At 57.9% G+C, this 14,372-nt stretch carries 10 protein-coding genes and 1 pseudogene; 3 read left to right on the top strand and 8 right to left on the bottom strand.

Features of this window, described 5'->3' with window-relative positions; genetic code table 11:
* Positions 1-10: 10 nt before the first annotated feature.
* The 7 genes from algG to yaaA form a co-directional block, all read right to left on the bottom strand.
* Complete coding sequence (algG, locus tag ACP7A4_RS16965; RefSeq protein ID WP_059761896.1) at positions 11-1,582, bottom strand: mannuronan 5-epimerase AlgG; 1,572 nt, start codon at positions 1,580-1,582, stop codon at positions 11-13.
* Between the two features lie 26 nt (positions 1,583-1,608).
* On the bottom strand, positions 1,609-3,081 hold the full coding sequence (locus tag ACP7A4_RS16960; protein ID WP_203303910.1) for an alginate export family protein: 1,473 nt from the start codon (positions 3,079-3,081) through the stop codon (positions 1,609-1,611).
* Positions 3,078-4,583: an alginate biosynthesis TPR repeat lipoprotein AlgK gene (algK, locus tag ACP7A4_RS16955; protein WP_426247834.1), complete on the bottom strand. Its 1,506-nt coding sequence runs from the start codon at positions 4,581-4,583 to the stop codon at positions 3,078-3,080. Before algK ends, ACP7A4_RS16960 begins: the two co-directional genes overlap by 4 nt.
* Positions 4,584-4,585: 2 nt before the next feature.
* Positions 4,586-5,755, bottom strand: a complete 1,170-nt coding sequence (locus ACP7A4_RS16950) for a PilZ domain-containing protein (RefSeq protein WP_426247833.1) — start codon at positions 5,753-5,755, stop codon at positions 4,586-4,588.
* A gap of 35 nt (positions 5,756-5,790) precedes the next feature.
* Positions 5,791-7,272 carry a mannuronan synthase gene (alg8, locus tag ACP7A4_RS16945; protein ID WP_048363233.1) on the bottom strand — a complete coding sequence of 494 codons (1,482 nt, stop codon included), beginning with the start codon at positions 7,270-7,272 and terminating at the stop codon, positions 5,791-5,793.
* A 90-nt stretch (positions 7,273-7,362) separates the two neighbouring features.
* Positions 7,363-8,679 carry a nucleotide sugar dehydrogenase gene (locus ACP7A4_RS16940; RefSeq protein WP_048400125.1) on the bottom strand — a complete coding sequence of 439 codons (1,317 nt, stop codon included), beginning with the start codon at positions 8,677-8,679 and terminating at the stop codon, positions 7,363-7,365.
* Between the two features lie 703 nt (positions 8,680-9,382).
* Positions 9,383-10,162: a peroxide stress protein YaaA gene (gene yaaA, locus ACP7A4_RS16935; protein ID WP_048363235.1), complete on the bottom strand. Its 780-nt coding sequence runs from the start codon at positions 10,160-10,162 to the stop codon at positions 9,383-9,385.
* 230 nt (positions 10,163-10,392) lie between these two features.
* Between yaaA and ACP7A4_RS16930 the strand changes: the two genes are divergently transcribed.
* Complete coding sequence (locus ACP7A4_RS16930) at positions 10,393-11,520, top strand: polysaccharide deacetylase family protein (RefSeq protein ID WP_426247832.1); 1,128 nt, start codon at positions 10,393-10,395, stop codon at positions 11,518-11,520.
* Positions 11,521-11,562: 42 nt separating this feature from the next.
* On the opposite strand, the gene ACP7A4_RS16925 is transcribed toward ACP7A4_RS16930, so the two are convergent.
* The gene (locus ACP7A4_RS16925) at positions 11,563-11,883 is read right to left on the bottom strand and encodes a hypothetical protein (protein WP_059761893.1); all 321 of its coding nucleotides are present in this window, start codon (positions 11,881-11,883) and stop codon (positions 11,563-11,565) included.
* Between the two features lie 599 nt (positions 11,884-12,482).
* Here ACP7A4_RS16925 and ACP7A4_RS16920 point away from each other — a divergent pair.
* On the top strand, positions 12,483-13,877 hold the full coding sequence (locus ACP7A4_RS16920) for a PhoH family protein (protein ID WP_048363238.1): 1,395 nt from the start codon (positions 12,483-12,485) through the stop codon (positions 13,875-13,877).
* Positions 13,878-14,274: 397 nt separating this feature from the next.
* Positions 14,275-14,372: pseudogene (locus ACP7A4_RS16915) on the top strand (Hcp family type VI secretion system effector); the annotation flags it as partial.

The following is a 14,372-nucleotide window of genomic DNA, read 5'->3' as shown; positions in this document are numbered from 1 at the left end:
ACAGTCATCCTCAGTGGCGCAATTCGGTCTGGCGTTCAACGGGGTCGATCAGCACGGCTTTTTGCTGGCGCACCATCAGGTCGAGAATTTCGTCCTGACGCTCACCCAGAATGCCGTTGAAGCTGATGCCGCTGGATTTGGTCGGGGCCAGCATCGACACCCGGTACAGCTCGATACTCAGCGGAGAGTCAATCGCCAGCGGGCCGCTGCCATTCCCGGCCAGCTCACCGCCGACCATGATCAGCGACACCTCGGCGTCGAACGGGTCGAGGTCAATGTCACGGTCGGTGTCCGTCAGGTCTTTGATGTGGCCGTACACGCCGGTCAGGCCGTTGGCCATCGCCACGTTCTCGTAAAGGCGAATGTTGACGCTGTTGCGCACGCGAATACCGTGACGACGGTTGTTGATGACTTTGTTGCCCCACAGCAGGTTGTCGCCGCTCTCATAGAGGGTGATGCCGTCGGTGTGGTTCTGGAAAATCTCGTTGTCGGCGATCAGGTTGTTGACGCTGTTACGGTCAATCACCAGCCCCGAGAGTTTGTTGTCGTGGCTGCGGTTGTTGAAGATGAAGCTGTCGTTGACCTCACGGGAAATAATGATCCCGTGTTTGCGCTGAGTACCGAACACGTCGTTTTGAGCAATGATCAGGCCGTGGGAACGGTCATGCGGGTCGATGCCGTAGACGATGTTGTCGCGGTAGGTGTTGCCCTTGACCACGAAGTCGCGGGTTTCGTAGCAGTAAAAGCCGTACCACATGTCCGAGAACTCGGAGCCGACAATCCAGCCGGTGGGTTCGTCACGTTTGACCACCTTGGCCATGTTGGGCGTGTACTGGGAAATACTCACCCCATACGACTTGCTGTTGGCATAGCCGAAGCTCGCCATTTTGCTGTTGATGATGTACGTCTCGGTGCCGCCCCACGACAGCAGGAACGGGCGAAACTCTTTGGCATCGCGAAAGGTCGCCGGGCCGTTGGCTTTTTCACGCCAGCCCGTGACGCGGGTATCACGCACGAATAACTGGCCATCGTTGACCAGAAACGAACCGGCTTCCTGGGACAAGCGCAACTCTTGGGTACTGGCGTCGATTTCCAGAATGCCCTTGTGCCCGACCACAATCGGCAAGCGTGCCAGGTAAACGCCCGGCGCGGTTTCGCTGAAGTACTGTTTGGGCAGGCGCTTGGCCAAATCCTTGAGGTTCACATAGCCGTCGTCGATGAAAATCGCCTGCGGAATGCCTCCTTGGCGCACCACCCATTCGGCCATTTTGTTGTCGCCGCCGATAAAGTCCTTGAGCGCGTTTTCTTGCATCATGCGGCGCACGCTGACCTTGCCTGCGGTGCTGCGCACGATCTTGGCCGCTGCCGCCTCGGCGGTGTAGCCCGAGAGGTCGGGCAACGCCGGTTTCGCGATATTCAGCGGGGCGGTGGGCGCTGTGCTGACGGTGTACGTTTTGGCGTGTTGCAGTTCTTTGGCCACGCTCGGTTTTACCGGTTCGGCGCTGGCAAACGCCGGGGCGCTGGCCAGCAGCAGCGCGCCGGCCAGCAGGCTGATCGCGCCGCGATAGGCAGGATGATTCATGTCACGCACTCCCGTTGGCGTTGTCATTAAAAGCGCCAGATCACGTCAACGAACGCGCGGTGCATGTATGAGTCCACGCCTTTACCGTAGGCATCGCCGGGCTTGAATACCCCGCCGCGAAAGCGCACCAGCGCTGAAGGCTCGTCGATGGACTGGCTCAGCGCGGCCGGTAACAGGCCTTGCTTGAAGTACTTGGTGACGACCAGGTCCATCTCCTGACCGAGGTCTTTTTTGCCATCCATCATCGGTAATGAAGTGCTGGAGAGCAGGCCGCTGGTAGGGTCTTCGTTGTTTTGCACGGCATTGATGCCGTTGCTGCCAATCGGCTTGCTGGCATCGACCCGCCAGAACTTGTGGTAGACCAGCGAGGCGTCGTAGTCGTCGCGCAGTTGCCATGAACCGAACAGGCTGGCGCTCTGGATGTTTTGCATTTCGCCACGAAACGCCTCACCAAAACGGTGAACCCGCGAGCGCGTGCCGGTGAAGTTGGAGCGGTTGCTCTCAAGTCCGGTCTGCTGATAGTTGGCACTGGCGCGCGAATAGGCAGCGCCGACTTGCCAGTTGGGATCGAGGCGCAAACGCACGCCCAGATCGGTGGCCCAGCCATCCACATCGTCACGGGTTTTGGCTCCGGCGATGTTGCGCCCGCCCACGGTTGAGGTGGCGAGTTTGTCGCGCGTGCCGCTCATGCCGGTGACGCTGGCCCAGTAATTCACGGTGTGGGTGTTGCGGTAGTTGTAGGCGTCGCTGTTGGCTTCGATACCGAGCCAGGTCAGGTCGCCGTTTTGGGTTTTGTCCAGCGCATCGACTTCTTCGCCCTGATGTTTGAGCGAACCATCGTCCTGGCTGTGGTGGGCGCGCAGGCCGACCCATTGGCCGGGTGTCCATTGCGCGGCAATATCGCCAAACAGGTGCAGCCGGTCTTTGTCGTCCGGGGCCAGTTCGGTCAGGTCGGTGCGGTACTCGCTAAAACGTTCAGCCGCGCCCACATTGGCCTTGAGCAGGGTGGTATCGAAGGTCCAGTTCAGCGCTTCGATGTTGGTGTCGCGCCACGTGCCGTCGTCATTGCGCAGGCGTTGGCGACCGAACTTGAGCTGTTCGCCGGGGTAGGCGGTAAAGCCTTTGTAGCCGACCCAGAACTCGCGCAGGGCCAGGTAGCTTTTGTCTTGTTTGCGCGCATCGCTGCTGCTGTTTTGCTCAAGGTCGGACTGTTGCAAGGTGTCGGTTTCGATGATGTCGCTGGAGGTCACGGCCTGGCCCATGGCGTAGGCGCTCCAGTTGCCCCGTTCGCCGTACACCCACGGGCGCAGGTCCAGACCGATGCCGTTGACGTCGCCGCCATCGCGGGTGCCAAGGTCACGGTCGTCTTCCGATTGCGCAGTGATTTTGGTTTCAAGGCCGAAGTTTTTTTCATCGGTCAGGGCCGCGAGGGTCGGGCATGACCACAGCAATGCGAAAGTCAGGCCGATGCCGGCTTTTACAAAAGGATTGAGGGTCATAGGGCTTCCTCGCCGTTTTCTGCTTGCAGTGCCTGTACGGCCACGGCGTTCTGGCTCAGGGTGGCGCGCAAGGCTTGCTCTTTTTGCAGCAGGCGCTGGGCGCCAGCGCGTTGCTCTGCGGGCAATTGCTCGTCGAGTTGGGCGGCCAGTTCGTTGGCTTGCGGGGTGTTTTGCAGCGTGGCCAGTTGGCTGAACACGTAGGCGTTCATGGCGTTGGGCTGCGTGCCTTTGCCCTGCGAGAACAACTGGGCGATGGCGAAATCGGCGCTGTTCTGACCGTTGCGCGCGGCCTTGAGCAGGTGGTCGAGGGCTTTTTGCGGGTACACCTGGCCCAGGTAACCGCGACGGTAGAGTTGGCCAAGGTAGTAATCGGCAGCCACTTCCTGGTCCACGGCGCGCAGGAAGTGCGCTTCGGCTTTTTGCGCGTCCGGGGTCAGCCATTTGCCGTCGTAATAGAGCTTGCCCAGTAACAGTTCGGCGCGCGGCTGGTCGGCGGCGCGACCGTTGTCCAGGTATTCCTGCAACTGCGCGACGTCGCCCTGATCGGGAAAGTCATAGAGCAGCTGCGCAAGGCTGACCCAAGCTGCGGGGTAGGCCGGTGCAATGCGTTCCAGCAGCGACTTGGCGGTGTCCGGGTCGGGGGTGCCCAAGGTGGCATCGGCCAGCACGCGGGCCACGCCATCGACCTTTTGCGCCGAGGCGCTGCCACGGCTGTAAGCGCTTTGCAGTTGCTGGATCAGCTCGGCCTGCTGTTGGGTGTTGCCTTGTTTCTGATACACCGTGGCCAGCTCGACGTAACAACTGTCGTTGGCGGACAGCGCCTGACGGCAGATGGATGCGATTTCATCCAGATGCTGATCGTACGTACCGTCGAGGCGGTACAGCGCCACTTGGGCCAGGCCTGCTTGCGCATAACCTGCGGCGCGCCACTGGCTGATTTTCTGCTGGGCATTGATCTGGGGGAAGCTTTGCGGGTGTTGCAAATACAGCATCGCCAGCGGCGTGAGGCTGCTCGCGTCGCCATTGGCAAAGGCTTGCTGCAACAGGGCTTGCGCTTCGTGCAACTCGGCCTCGGTAGCGCCGGGTTTGCTGGCCAGCAGACGCCCCAGGCGCGCTTGAGCGCGGGGCGAGGTTTTTGCGGCTTCACGGTACGTGGCTTCGGCCTGTTTCAACTGCTCGGCGTCCGGGCTTTGCATCCAGATATCGGCCAGCCCCACCTGCGCTTCGGTGTAACCCAAATCCGCCAGTGCCTGATAGTTACGCTGTGCGGTGGCGGTGTCGCCGTTTTTCAAGGCTTCATTGGCCAGCCGCTGATCGGGCAGGCCCGCGCAACCGGCGAGTGCGAGGGACAACAAGCAAAGCGCTGGCCCTTGTAGTCGTTGCCGCAGGCTGCGAGCGGTTGCGAAACCGCTGTGAATGCGAAAAAAACCGTCGCGTGGTTGGCGAGCGCCTGGCTCGGGATCGCAGCCTGCGCCAGCGACTACCGGGAATGAGTTTTTCATGGTTACAGACCTGCCGCCGAGGCTTTGCTGATCAGCCAGTTCATCGACGGGCCACGGTCGCTGCGCACGTCCACCGGGCGGCCGGCAAGGGCGCTGTCCAGCGGTGCATCGGGCTTGATCTGCACGCGGATGTCCGAGGACAGGTCATCGCTGTTGAGGCTGGTGCTGCTGATGATCTTGCCGGTGCGCAGGTAGTCTTCACCGGCGACTTTGAAGTTGACCGGGGTGCCGGGCAGTACGTTGTCAAACTGGCGATAGCTGAAGCGCGCGGCGATGTTGGCTTCGCTGGTGCGCGGCACCAGTTTGAAGATCACGTCACCTTTGCTGGCGTATTGGCCGTTGGCAACCACTTGCTCGGCGACGACGCAGTCACACGGCGAGGTCAGGGTGCCGGTCATTTGCTTGCCAAACAGCGTTTCGATATTGGCCGGCTGCAACTGGTTTTCGTCCAGATGGCCTTTGAGCACGTCCAGCATGCTGGTGCTGAAGGTGGCAATGGGCGCGCCGTTGGCTGCCAGATTGTCGTCCTTGACCAGGCTTTGCACGGTGCCGTCACGCGGCATGGTGATGTTCATGCCCGGCACACTGACCAGCGCCGACTGCGCGTGGGTGACGAAATACAGGCCGTACACCGATTTGACGACAAACCCGAACGCCACCAGACCGACGACAAATACGCCCGCACTCAACACCACGGCTTTCATGCGCCCGAACGGGGTCATACCGCTGCCGCCGTCCTTGACCTTGCGCGCCTTGGTGAAGTTATCGCGCTGCAAGGTGGCGAGCACGTCGCCCATCGTCACGAGGTCGCCGCTCAGGTGCGAGGTGATGAGGTGACGCAGGGTCGAGATGTCTTGCTGGTCGAGGTTCTGGAACTGGCAGCCGACCCGCCCGGACTGTCGGTCGACGTTGCGCACCAGCAGATCGACGTCCATCGCCAGACCGAGGTTGTCGATCACAAACTGCAAGCGGCCTTTATGGACTTCGCCCACGTTCAGTGGCTGATTGGCCGCGTAGAAGCTCAGGCCGCCCGCTGACAGGTCGATGATGTTGACGTCCATCGGCGTGCGGTCTTTGCCTGTAAAGCGTAATTTGGCCGGGATTTTGACCCGTGCGTGTTGGCGCTGGGCTTCGGATTCGTGGACAACGTTGGTGTTTACTTGAGTGTTCATAAGGTCTTGTTCCTGGTTAATTCGATCGTGTCGGTTCAGACCATCGTCAGCAGCACGGCCACAAAGATGCTGGCGGCTGAGAAGGTCATGGTTCGAGACGACCAGGTGTTGAACCAACGTTGAAAGCTGGCCAGATCACGGGTCAATTTGGTGTCCTGACGGGTCCAGGACTGTTGGTCGAGGCGGAAGAACACGTAGATCTTCACCAGCGCACCGACGATCTGGTTGTAATAAAGAATCACCGGGTAGGCCGGGCCGATGGTGTGTCCCGAGCAGGCCAGCAGCAGGGTCAGAATCAGGCGGGTAATGCCGATCCACAGCAGGTAAGCGATGAGGAACGTGATGCCGTATTTGAGGCTGGCAATCAGTGCAACCGTCAGCCCCAGCAACGAGGTCCACATCGACACGCGCTGGTCGAACAGCACCACGCTGGTGAACAGGCCGAGGCGTTTGACCCCAAGGCCCAGGGCGCGGGCGTTCTGGCGCAGGTTGTTGCCGTACCAGCGGAACATCAGTTTGCGGCTGGCCTTGATGAAGCTTTTTTCCGGCGGGTGCTCCACGGTGTGGATGGCTGCGTCAGGCACATAAAAAGTGTCGTAGCCCAGGCGCATCAGGCTGAACCAGCTGGATTTGTCGTCGCCGGTCAAAAACTTGAAACGGCCCAGACGCCAGTGCTGCAACGAATCGCTTTCGACGTCGGCGATGAAGTCGGGGTCAGTCACCACGTTGGCGCGGAACACCGACATGCGTCCGGTCATGGTCAGCACGCGTTTGGACAGGGCCATCGAGCACATGTTGATGTGGCGCTGGGCGAAGCGCAGTTTGTGCCACTCGCTCATGATGTAGCCGCCGCGCACTTCGCAGAATTCGTTGGTGGTCAGGCCGCCGACGTTGCCGAACAACTGGAACCAGGGCACGGTTTTGCGTACTACGCCGGGTGCCAGCACGGTGTCGCCGTCGATCACGGCAACCACGGCGCGGCTGTCCGGCATATGGCGTGAGATGGCGCGAAAACCGAAGGCCAGACCGTCGCGTTTGCCGGTGCCGGCGATACGCACGAAGTCGAGTTTGACCCGCTCTGGCGGGTTCATTCGCTCCCACAGGCTCTTGACCAGCAACTCATCGGACATCTCAACCAGCGAGCAGACCACGGTGGTGGGCAGGCCGCAGTCAATGGCTTCGCGAATGACCGAGCTGTACACCTGAGCGGTGGTCAGTGCGTCGATACGAAAGCTGGTGACCATCAAAAATACATGGGAAGGGTCAGCGGCCTTGCCCAGTTTGCGCACCTTGCGTCGCAGATGCGGGTACACCACATATAAAAACAGCATGCCGCGCAAAAAGTGCGTGGCACCCATTGAGTAGCGCCAGATACCCACGGCGCCAATCAGGAAAATAAAGTTTTTCGACTCGGCGTCGAAGGTCGATGTTGGCAGCGCCAGCGCGAGGCCCATCAACAACGTGAGGTAAAACAGCCAACCGGCGGCTTGAAGAAGGCCGTGTTTTAGCCTGAGCATAATGAGGTTCCGTGTGAGCATGAAGGCTGTGGTGCACAAGCTCTGCAGGCACTGGCGCAGCCTGCGCCAGTGCCTGCAGTGGGCGGCGTGTTACCAGCAGATGCCTTCGGTACGGCCTACGGTGCAGGTGGCTTTGGACATGAAGCCCACCAGGTCGATGACCTGTTTGCCATGCGGCGCGTTTTGGGCCAGTGCGCGGAACTTCTCGTCGCGGTTACCCAAAATGATCACGTCGCTGTTGTTGATCACCGCGTCGAAATCCGAATTGAGCAGGGAGGAGACGTGGGGGATTTTTGATTCGATGTAGTCTTTGTTCGAACCATGAACGCGGGCGTACTCGACGTTGGTGTCGTAGATGCTCAGGTCAAAACCCTTGCCGATCAGCATTTCGGCCAGTTCCACCAGCGGGCTTTCGCGCAGGTCGTCAGTCCCGGCCTTGAAGCTCAAACCGAGCAGGGCAACTTTGCGTTTGTCATGGCTGGCGACGATGTCGAACGCGTTTTGCACTTGCGACACGTTGCTGCGCATGAGCGAGTTGAGCAACGGGGCGTCCACGTCCAGCGAGCTGGCACGGTAAGTCAGGGCACGCACATCTTTGGGCAGGCAGGAGCCGCCAAAGGCAAAGCCGGGGCGCATGTAGTACTGCGACAGGTTCAAGGTTTTGTCCTGGCACACCACCTCCATGACTTCGCGACCATCAACGCCGACGGCCTTGGCAATGTTGCCAATCTCGTTGGCGAACGTAACTTTGGTGGCGTGCCACACATTGCAGGTGTACTTGATCATCTCGGCCACTTCGATGTCCTTGCGGATGATCGGCGCGTCGAGTTCTTCGTACAGCGATTGCAGGACATCGCCCGAGGCTGTGTCGAGTTCACCGATCACGGTCATCGGCGGCTGGTCGTAGTCGGCAATGGCCGTGCTTTCACGCAGGAATTCAGGGTTGACCGCGACGCCGAAGTCGACGCCGGCTTTTTTGCCCGAGCACTCTTCGAGGATCGGGATCACCACATTTTTCACGGTCCCCGGCAACACGGTGCTGCGTACCACAATGGTGTGGCGCGAGGTTTTATCGCGCAGTACGGCGCCGATTTCGCGGCACACGGCTTCGATGTAGTTCAACTCCAGGTCGCCGTTTTTCTTGCTCGGCGTACCGACGCAAATCATCGACAGGTCGCTTTCGCGAATGGCCGATGCAAAGTTGGTGGTGCCTCGCAGGCGGCCGTTCTGGATGCCTTGGGCCAGCAGTTCGCCAAGCCCCGGTTCAACGATGGGCGACTTGCCGAGGTTGATCAGGTCGATCTTGTCTTGTGAGATGTCAACGCCGATGACTTCATGGCCGCGAGCGGAAAGACAACCGGCGCACACTGCACCGACGTAACCCAAACCAAATATGCTGATGCGCATCGCAATTACCTCTGTCGTGTATAGGCCAATTAATGACCGGACTTAAAGTGTGGGCGCACAGGGAACTACGGCGCATATAAGCCGCAATGCCCAGTGCAGGCATCGTTAAGTTTCAAGTTGTTGAAAGTTGCACAGTTAAAGTGCAGCTCATCACTATTACTAAGGCATGTCAGATGATGGGGACGGCCTTGGGCGGGCGCTGTGCGCCGCGATGTTTCTTATTTTTTAGCCTTTATAAACAAAGGGTTATAGCTGGATTTCGATCACCTTTGCCTGGGCCTGAGTGCAGCGGATAAAACCTGAAAGTTAGGTTTATCGTTGTAAGTGATGTCTCACAAACTCTGTAAGAATCGTTACGGGTTGTATGAGCGGTCGTACCAAACATAGTTCCGGGCCGTTTATCCCGTTTTCGACGAAAATTAACAAAATGGAAAAAGATGGCACTGGTTCCATATTGATAGCACTTAAGGTTTCGTCCTTTAATTTAAGGGCGTTCGTCGGCGTAGATAGTTAAGTGCCACTACTGATAAAAAAATTAGGTGCCACTATGAAAAAAAGTCACATTTGTCGAGTGAATTTATGTTCATGGAAATTTCAAGTCGTATTTTTGGCGTCAATTATTTGGCTGTTCGGGCGAGAGTGTGAAGGGGTTCACAGCGCGACGCGCCCTCGATCAGGCCGAGGGCGTCAAAAAGGCGGGGGTTTATTCGGGGGTGTGATCGCGTAAGAAGACCAACAGGTCCGGTTTGGAGTGTTCGGCGCTGTAGTAGTAACCCTGGGCGTCAAATTGCTTGAGCTGCTCAGGGTCGTTGATGCGTTCCTTGATCACGAAACGACTCATCATGCCGCGCGCTTTTTTGGCGTAAAAGCTGATGATTTTGTGCTGGCCGTTTTTAAAGTCCCGGAATTCGGTGTTGATGATGCGCGCGTTCAAGGCTGACTTTTTGACCGCCGAGAAGTACTCGTTGGAGGCCAGGTTGAGCAGCACGTCATCGCCTTGCTCGGCCAGTGCTTCATTGAGCCAGTCGCTGATGCGCGTGCCCCAAAAGGCATAGAGGTCTTTGCCGCGCGGGTTTTGCAGCTTGGTGCCCATTTCCAGGCGATAAGGCATCATCAGGTCCAGCGGGCGCAGCAGGCCATATAGCCCGGAGAGCATGCGCAGATGGGTTTGCGCGTAGTCAAAGTCCGCTTCGCTGAAATCCACGGCATTCAATCCGGTGTACACATCGCCCTTGAAGGCCAGCAATGCTTGCTTGGCGTTGTCGGGCGTGAAGGCCGGGGTCCAGCAGCCAAAGCGTGCGGCGTTAAGGCCGGACAGCTTGTCGGACAGGTGCATCAGCTCGCCAATCTGTTGCGGGCTTAATTCGCGCAGTTGCCCGATCAGCTCTTGGGAATGATCCAGGTATTGCGGCTGAGTGAAGCGCTGGGTGGCCGGCGGCGTCTCATAGTCGAGGGTTTTAGCGGGTGAAATCACCATCAGCATGGGTATCGTCTCCTTTTAGCGTGGGAGGGATTCTAGGGGGTTGGGCGGTTTGACTCCACCTATCACGCTGATAGCACGTATGCCGCGCGATTGAGTCGTCGCCGTCGAGGGGCGGGGCTGCGATGGATGGCAGCAGGTTTTGCTGCGCTATCGCAGCCTGCGGCAGCGACTACAGGTATTTTCCGGGTTGCAGGTTATAGTGCGCACAGTTTTTACAGGGAGATTGACCCGTGCGTATTGCTCTTTTTTTGTCGGCCTGGCTGGTGTGCCTGAGCGCGGTGGCTGCGCCCACTGAGCCAGCGACGCTGGATCGCAGCACATGGCCCGAGCAATTGATCAGCCCGGCGCTGTTTGATGTGGCGTCACGGGCAGAAATTCTGACCTTCGCCCATGCCCTGTTGAGCAGTGAAGCGCTGGACGAGCGTGCGCTCAGCCAGCGGCTGGGCTTGAAAATCATCAACATGGACGCGGTTGATACGGTCCGTCAGCGTATGTGGCAGCGTCTGCTGGCCAATTACAACTTCGCCCAGCAAAGCTGCGATCAGGATGCCTCGTTCTGTTATTACGTGGACGGCATGGACAGCTTGCGTGAGCAAGCAGGCAAGTTTGAAATCGCCCCTGACTCGTTCTACGTCGATTGGGCTGAACCGAGTGCCGAGTTTCACCGCCGCTACCTGGATGAGCAGTTGCGCCTTGCTGCGCTGTTCCCGCAAATCGGCAGCGAAATCGAGCTGTTCAGCGACCGTGAGTTCAATGGCGGCGGTATGAATGACCGACTGTTTATGCTGACCTTCGACAGTGGTCCTACTCAGCTGCCAGGCACCACCGATTGGTTGACTGACTATCTGCGCAAGCAATCGGTGAGTGCGACGTTTTTTGTCTTGGGTAACAGCGTTCAGGCGCGGTTGGACAAACAGTCCGTGCAGGCACTGCAAGCGCTCTACAAAGGGCAATGCTTAGGAGTGCAAGGCTGGGAGTACCGCTCGCATAGCCATTGGACCGACTGGCAAGATTCGATTGTGCGCAGCTCGGCGCTGGTCAAAAAAGTATTGCCCGACAATTACGTGCCTTTATTCCGGCCGCCCTACGGGCATCGCCGCGCCGACAGCGGGGCTTTTTTTGAGGCCCAGGGCATGCAGGTGGCGCTGTGGAACATTGACTCCCAGGACTTGGCCGGCAGCCTGAGTGCTGAACAGTCTGCGCAACGCGTATTGAGCCTGATGCTGTTATGGCGCCACGGCGTGATCAGTTTTCACGACACTCAAAGCAAGGTGCGTAGCGCTTTGCCCTGGCTGATGAAAGCCACTGCGCAAAGCGGGCTGGGGTGGCAGGAGTGTTCGGCGCTGGCTCAGCCGTAGCGTCGATAGCCCGCACTGGATCAGGGCGGGCAGTGAAGAGTCTTACAAAAGCCGCAGCGCCAGTTCGCTGCCTGCACGCAGGTATTCGACCTGGGCGGTGATGGCGTCTTTGACGATGGCTTCGCCGGTGTCAGACAGTTTGCCGTTTTTAGCGTCAATGACCGACAGTTGCAGCAGTTGCATGGTCACGTCCATCGACTTTTGAAAGGCCGTCATATTGTTGTGTTGACCAAAGTGTTCGATAACCCTGTCCATACGTTCGTCGGCACTGTCGCGCAGTTGCCTGAACTCGGTAAATGAAACTCTGTCGTCTTTATAGATCTCCAGCAGCATCTGTTCGAGCGTTTTGGAAATAGGGGTCATAGCGTCGTCCTTTTGTATGAGCGCGGTCGGCGTATTGGCGCGTACCCTGTGTTTTTGCAGGGCATGTCACGACACGAATACGGTCATAAATGAAAGTTGTTGCACGGGCCTGTGTCGGCACAACCACCACGGCGTGGCGCATTGCGCACTCTTGGCAGGTGCGAGGTGAAGCTTAGTGCGGGCAAAAGGACGGGGGTGTAGGTCGGATCTTTGCTTGCTGTCGGCGCGGGCCGGTCTTTGGTAGCGAGAATTCAACGCTTTGTTTTGGGGGGGACTGCAAGCTTGCGGTGTGTGTGTTTAATCGGTTTTGATACTTTTTTGTTACAGGTTGATCCCTCAGCCTAGTAGCGGTTTGGCATTGCGCCAAGGGCTGTTCGTCATTCAGAAAAAAATAGTGCCAAACCGCTAAAAAGACTTTTTCTTGTCACACGTTTTGGAGTATTACGAAGACAGACCGCCGAAACCTGCCACACAGGTGGCGTCTTCCAAGACCCATCGGGCAGGGATTCATCTGACATGGGCAGATGAGCCGGCAGTCACATCGAGGCGCAGCACTGTTGCGGTATTGCGTCGAATGGCTCCCACAAAGGTGACCGAGTATGGATGATCACGGACGCACTCCTTCTTCCAACCAGCCAATCCTTTATGTACTCGATACCAATGTTCTGATTCACGATCCAAATGCCATGCTCAACTTCGAGGAACACCACGTCGCAATCCCGATGACGGTGCTTGAAGAACTCGACAAACTCAAAACCGGCAAGCTGTTGGTCGCCGCCGAATGCCGTCAGGCCATTCGTTTGATTGACCAGGTGCTGGGCGTGGCTTCGCCGGAAAACGTTGAAAAGGGCGTGCCCATTCAGCGCGGTAAAAGTGGCCCTAAAGGCTTTTTGTCGATTTTGATGAACAAGCGCCGAGAACCCAACGCGCTGCTGCCCGAAACCCTTAACGACAACATCATCATCAACCAGTTGATTGATTTGCATGCCCGCTCGCCTGAAATTCAGGTGGTGCTGGTGACCAAAGACATCAATATGCGCCTCAAAGCCCGCGCGTGCGGGATCGAGTCCGAGGACTACAGCACCGACCAGTTGGTCGATGATGTGTCGATGCTGTCGCGTGGCTACCACACGATGACCGGTTCCTTCTGGGACCGTGTCAGCAAGGTGGAAACCCGTCAGGGCCATGGCAGTACCTGGCATCAAGTGCAGATGATCGAGAACCTGCCCTCGGTGCATATCAACGAATTCATCATTGATGAACAGGGGTTTGTCGGCTGGATCAAAGAGGTGCGTAAAGATCACCTGCTGATCCTCGACATGCATCAGGAACCGTTGCTGCATCAGGAAGCCTGGGGGCTTAAACCTCGCGATATCTACCAGGGGCTGGCGTTGTATGCCTTGCTCGACCCGGACATTCATCTGGTCAACCTGTCGGGTGCGGCGGGTTCGGGTAAAACCATCCTGGCGCTGGCGGCGGCGATTGAACAAACCATGGTCAGCAAACGTTACCGGCGCATCATTTGTACCCGTAGTGTGCAAGGGCTGGACCAGGAAATCGGCTTCTTGCCCGGCACCGAAGCCGAGAAAATGGAGCCTTGGCTGGGCGCCATCACCGATAACCTCGAAGCGTTGCACATGGAGGATGAAAGCACCCACGGCAGCGTCGACTACATCCTGAGCAAGGTGCCATTGCAGTTCAAATCCCTGAACTACATCCGGGGCCGTAGCTTCCAGCAGAGTTTGATTTTGATCGACGAGTGCCAGAACCTCACGCCGCACCAGATGAAAACCATCATTACCCGTGCGGGGGCGGGCTCCAAAGTCGTGTGTCTGGGCAACCTGGCGCAGATTGATACACCCTACCTGTCAGCCACCAGTTCTGGGTTGACGTACCTGACGGAGCGTTTCAAAGACTTCCCGAACGGTGTTCACATTGCCCTGCAAGGGGTGCCGCGTTCGATACTCGCCGAGTACGCCGAATCGCACCTTTAAACCTGCGTTTACACCTCTGATCCGGGCGGCCTTGAGCCGCCCGTTTTGTGTGTGAGGTCGCAAGCATCAACGGATAGCAGCCTATGGCCATTATGCGCAAGAAGTTGCGCACTCATCTGTGGATAAACCTGTGCATACATTTGTGTAGCTCATAGAGCTATTGGTCTGTAGGCGAGTGCGCAAGAAGTTGCGCAGTACTGCGCAACTTCTTGCGCACTTTGTCGATGTTTCCTACCTGTAAATCAGTCTTCCAGACGCCATGATTGAGTTAACTCTTTGTCCTTAATGGCTTTTCTACGCTGTGGCACGAACCTTGATGTGTCTAATCAGTACTTGGGCGGCATTGGGTCGTGCCAAGTGCTTATTTGTCAGCACATTTTCAGCAAGGAGAGCATCCATGGCGACGCCAGCGTATATGTCCATCACGGGCACCAAACAGGGTCTGATCACTGCCGGTGCGTTTACCGCGGACTCAGTGGGCAATACCTATCAGGA

It is taken from the genome of Pseudomonas sp. TWR3-1-1, from assembly GCF_049896545.1.
Classification (GTDB): Bacteria; Pseudomonadota; Gammaproteobacteria; order Pseudomonadales; family Pseudomonadaceae; genus Aquipseudomonas; species Aquipseudomonas weihenstephanensis.
This window is presented reverse-complemented; position numbering and strand designations above follow the sequence as displayed.

Excerpts from the sequence above, each read along its gene's own strand:
- algG (WP_059761896.1), bottom strand. The coding sequence starts at position 1,582 with ATGAATCATCCTGCCTATCGCGGCGCGATCAGCCTGCTGGCCGGCGCG.
- ACP7A4_RS16960 (WP_203303910.1), bottom strand. The coding sequence starts at position 3,081 with ATGACCCTCAATCCTTTTGTAAAAGCCGGCATCGGCCTGACTTTCGCA.
- algK (WP_426247834.1), bottom strand. The coding sequence starts at position 4,583 with ATGAAAAACTCATTCCCGGTAGTCGCTGGCGCAGGCTGCGATCCCGAG.
- ACP7A4_RS16950 (WP_426247833.1), bottom strand. The coding sequence starts at position 5,755 with ATGAACACTCAAGTAAACACCAACGTTGTCCACGAATCCGAAGCCCAG.
- alg8 (WP_048363233.1), bottom strand. The coding sequence starts at position 7,272 with ATGCTCAGGCTAAAACACGGCCTTCTTCAAGCCGCCGGTTGGCTGTTT.
- ACP7A4_RS16940 (WP_048400125.1), bottom strand. The coding sequence starts at position 8,679 with ATGCGCATCAGCATATTTGGTTTGGGTTACGTCGGTGCAGTGTGCGCC.
- yaaA (WP_048363235.1), bottom strand. The coding sequence starts at position 10,162 with ATGCTGATGGTGATTTCACCCGCTAAAACCCTCGACTATGAGACGCCG.
- ACP7A4_RS16925 (WP_059761893.1), bottom strand. The coding sequence starts at position 11,883 with ATGACCCCTATTTCCAAAACGCTCGAACAGATGCTGCTGGAGATCTAT.
- ACP7A4_RS16920 (WP_048363238.1), top strand. The coding sequence starts at position 12,483 with ATGGATGATCACGGACGCACTCCTTCTTCCAACCAGCCAATCCTTTAT.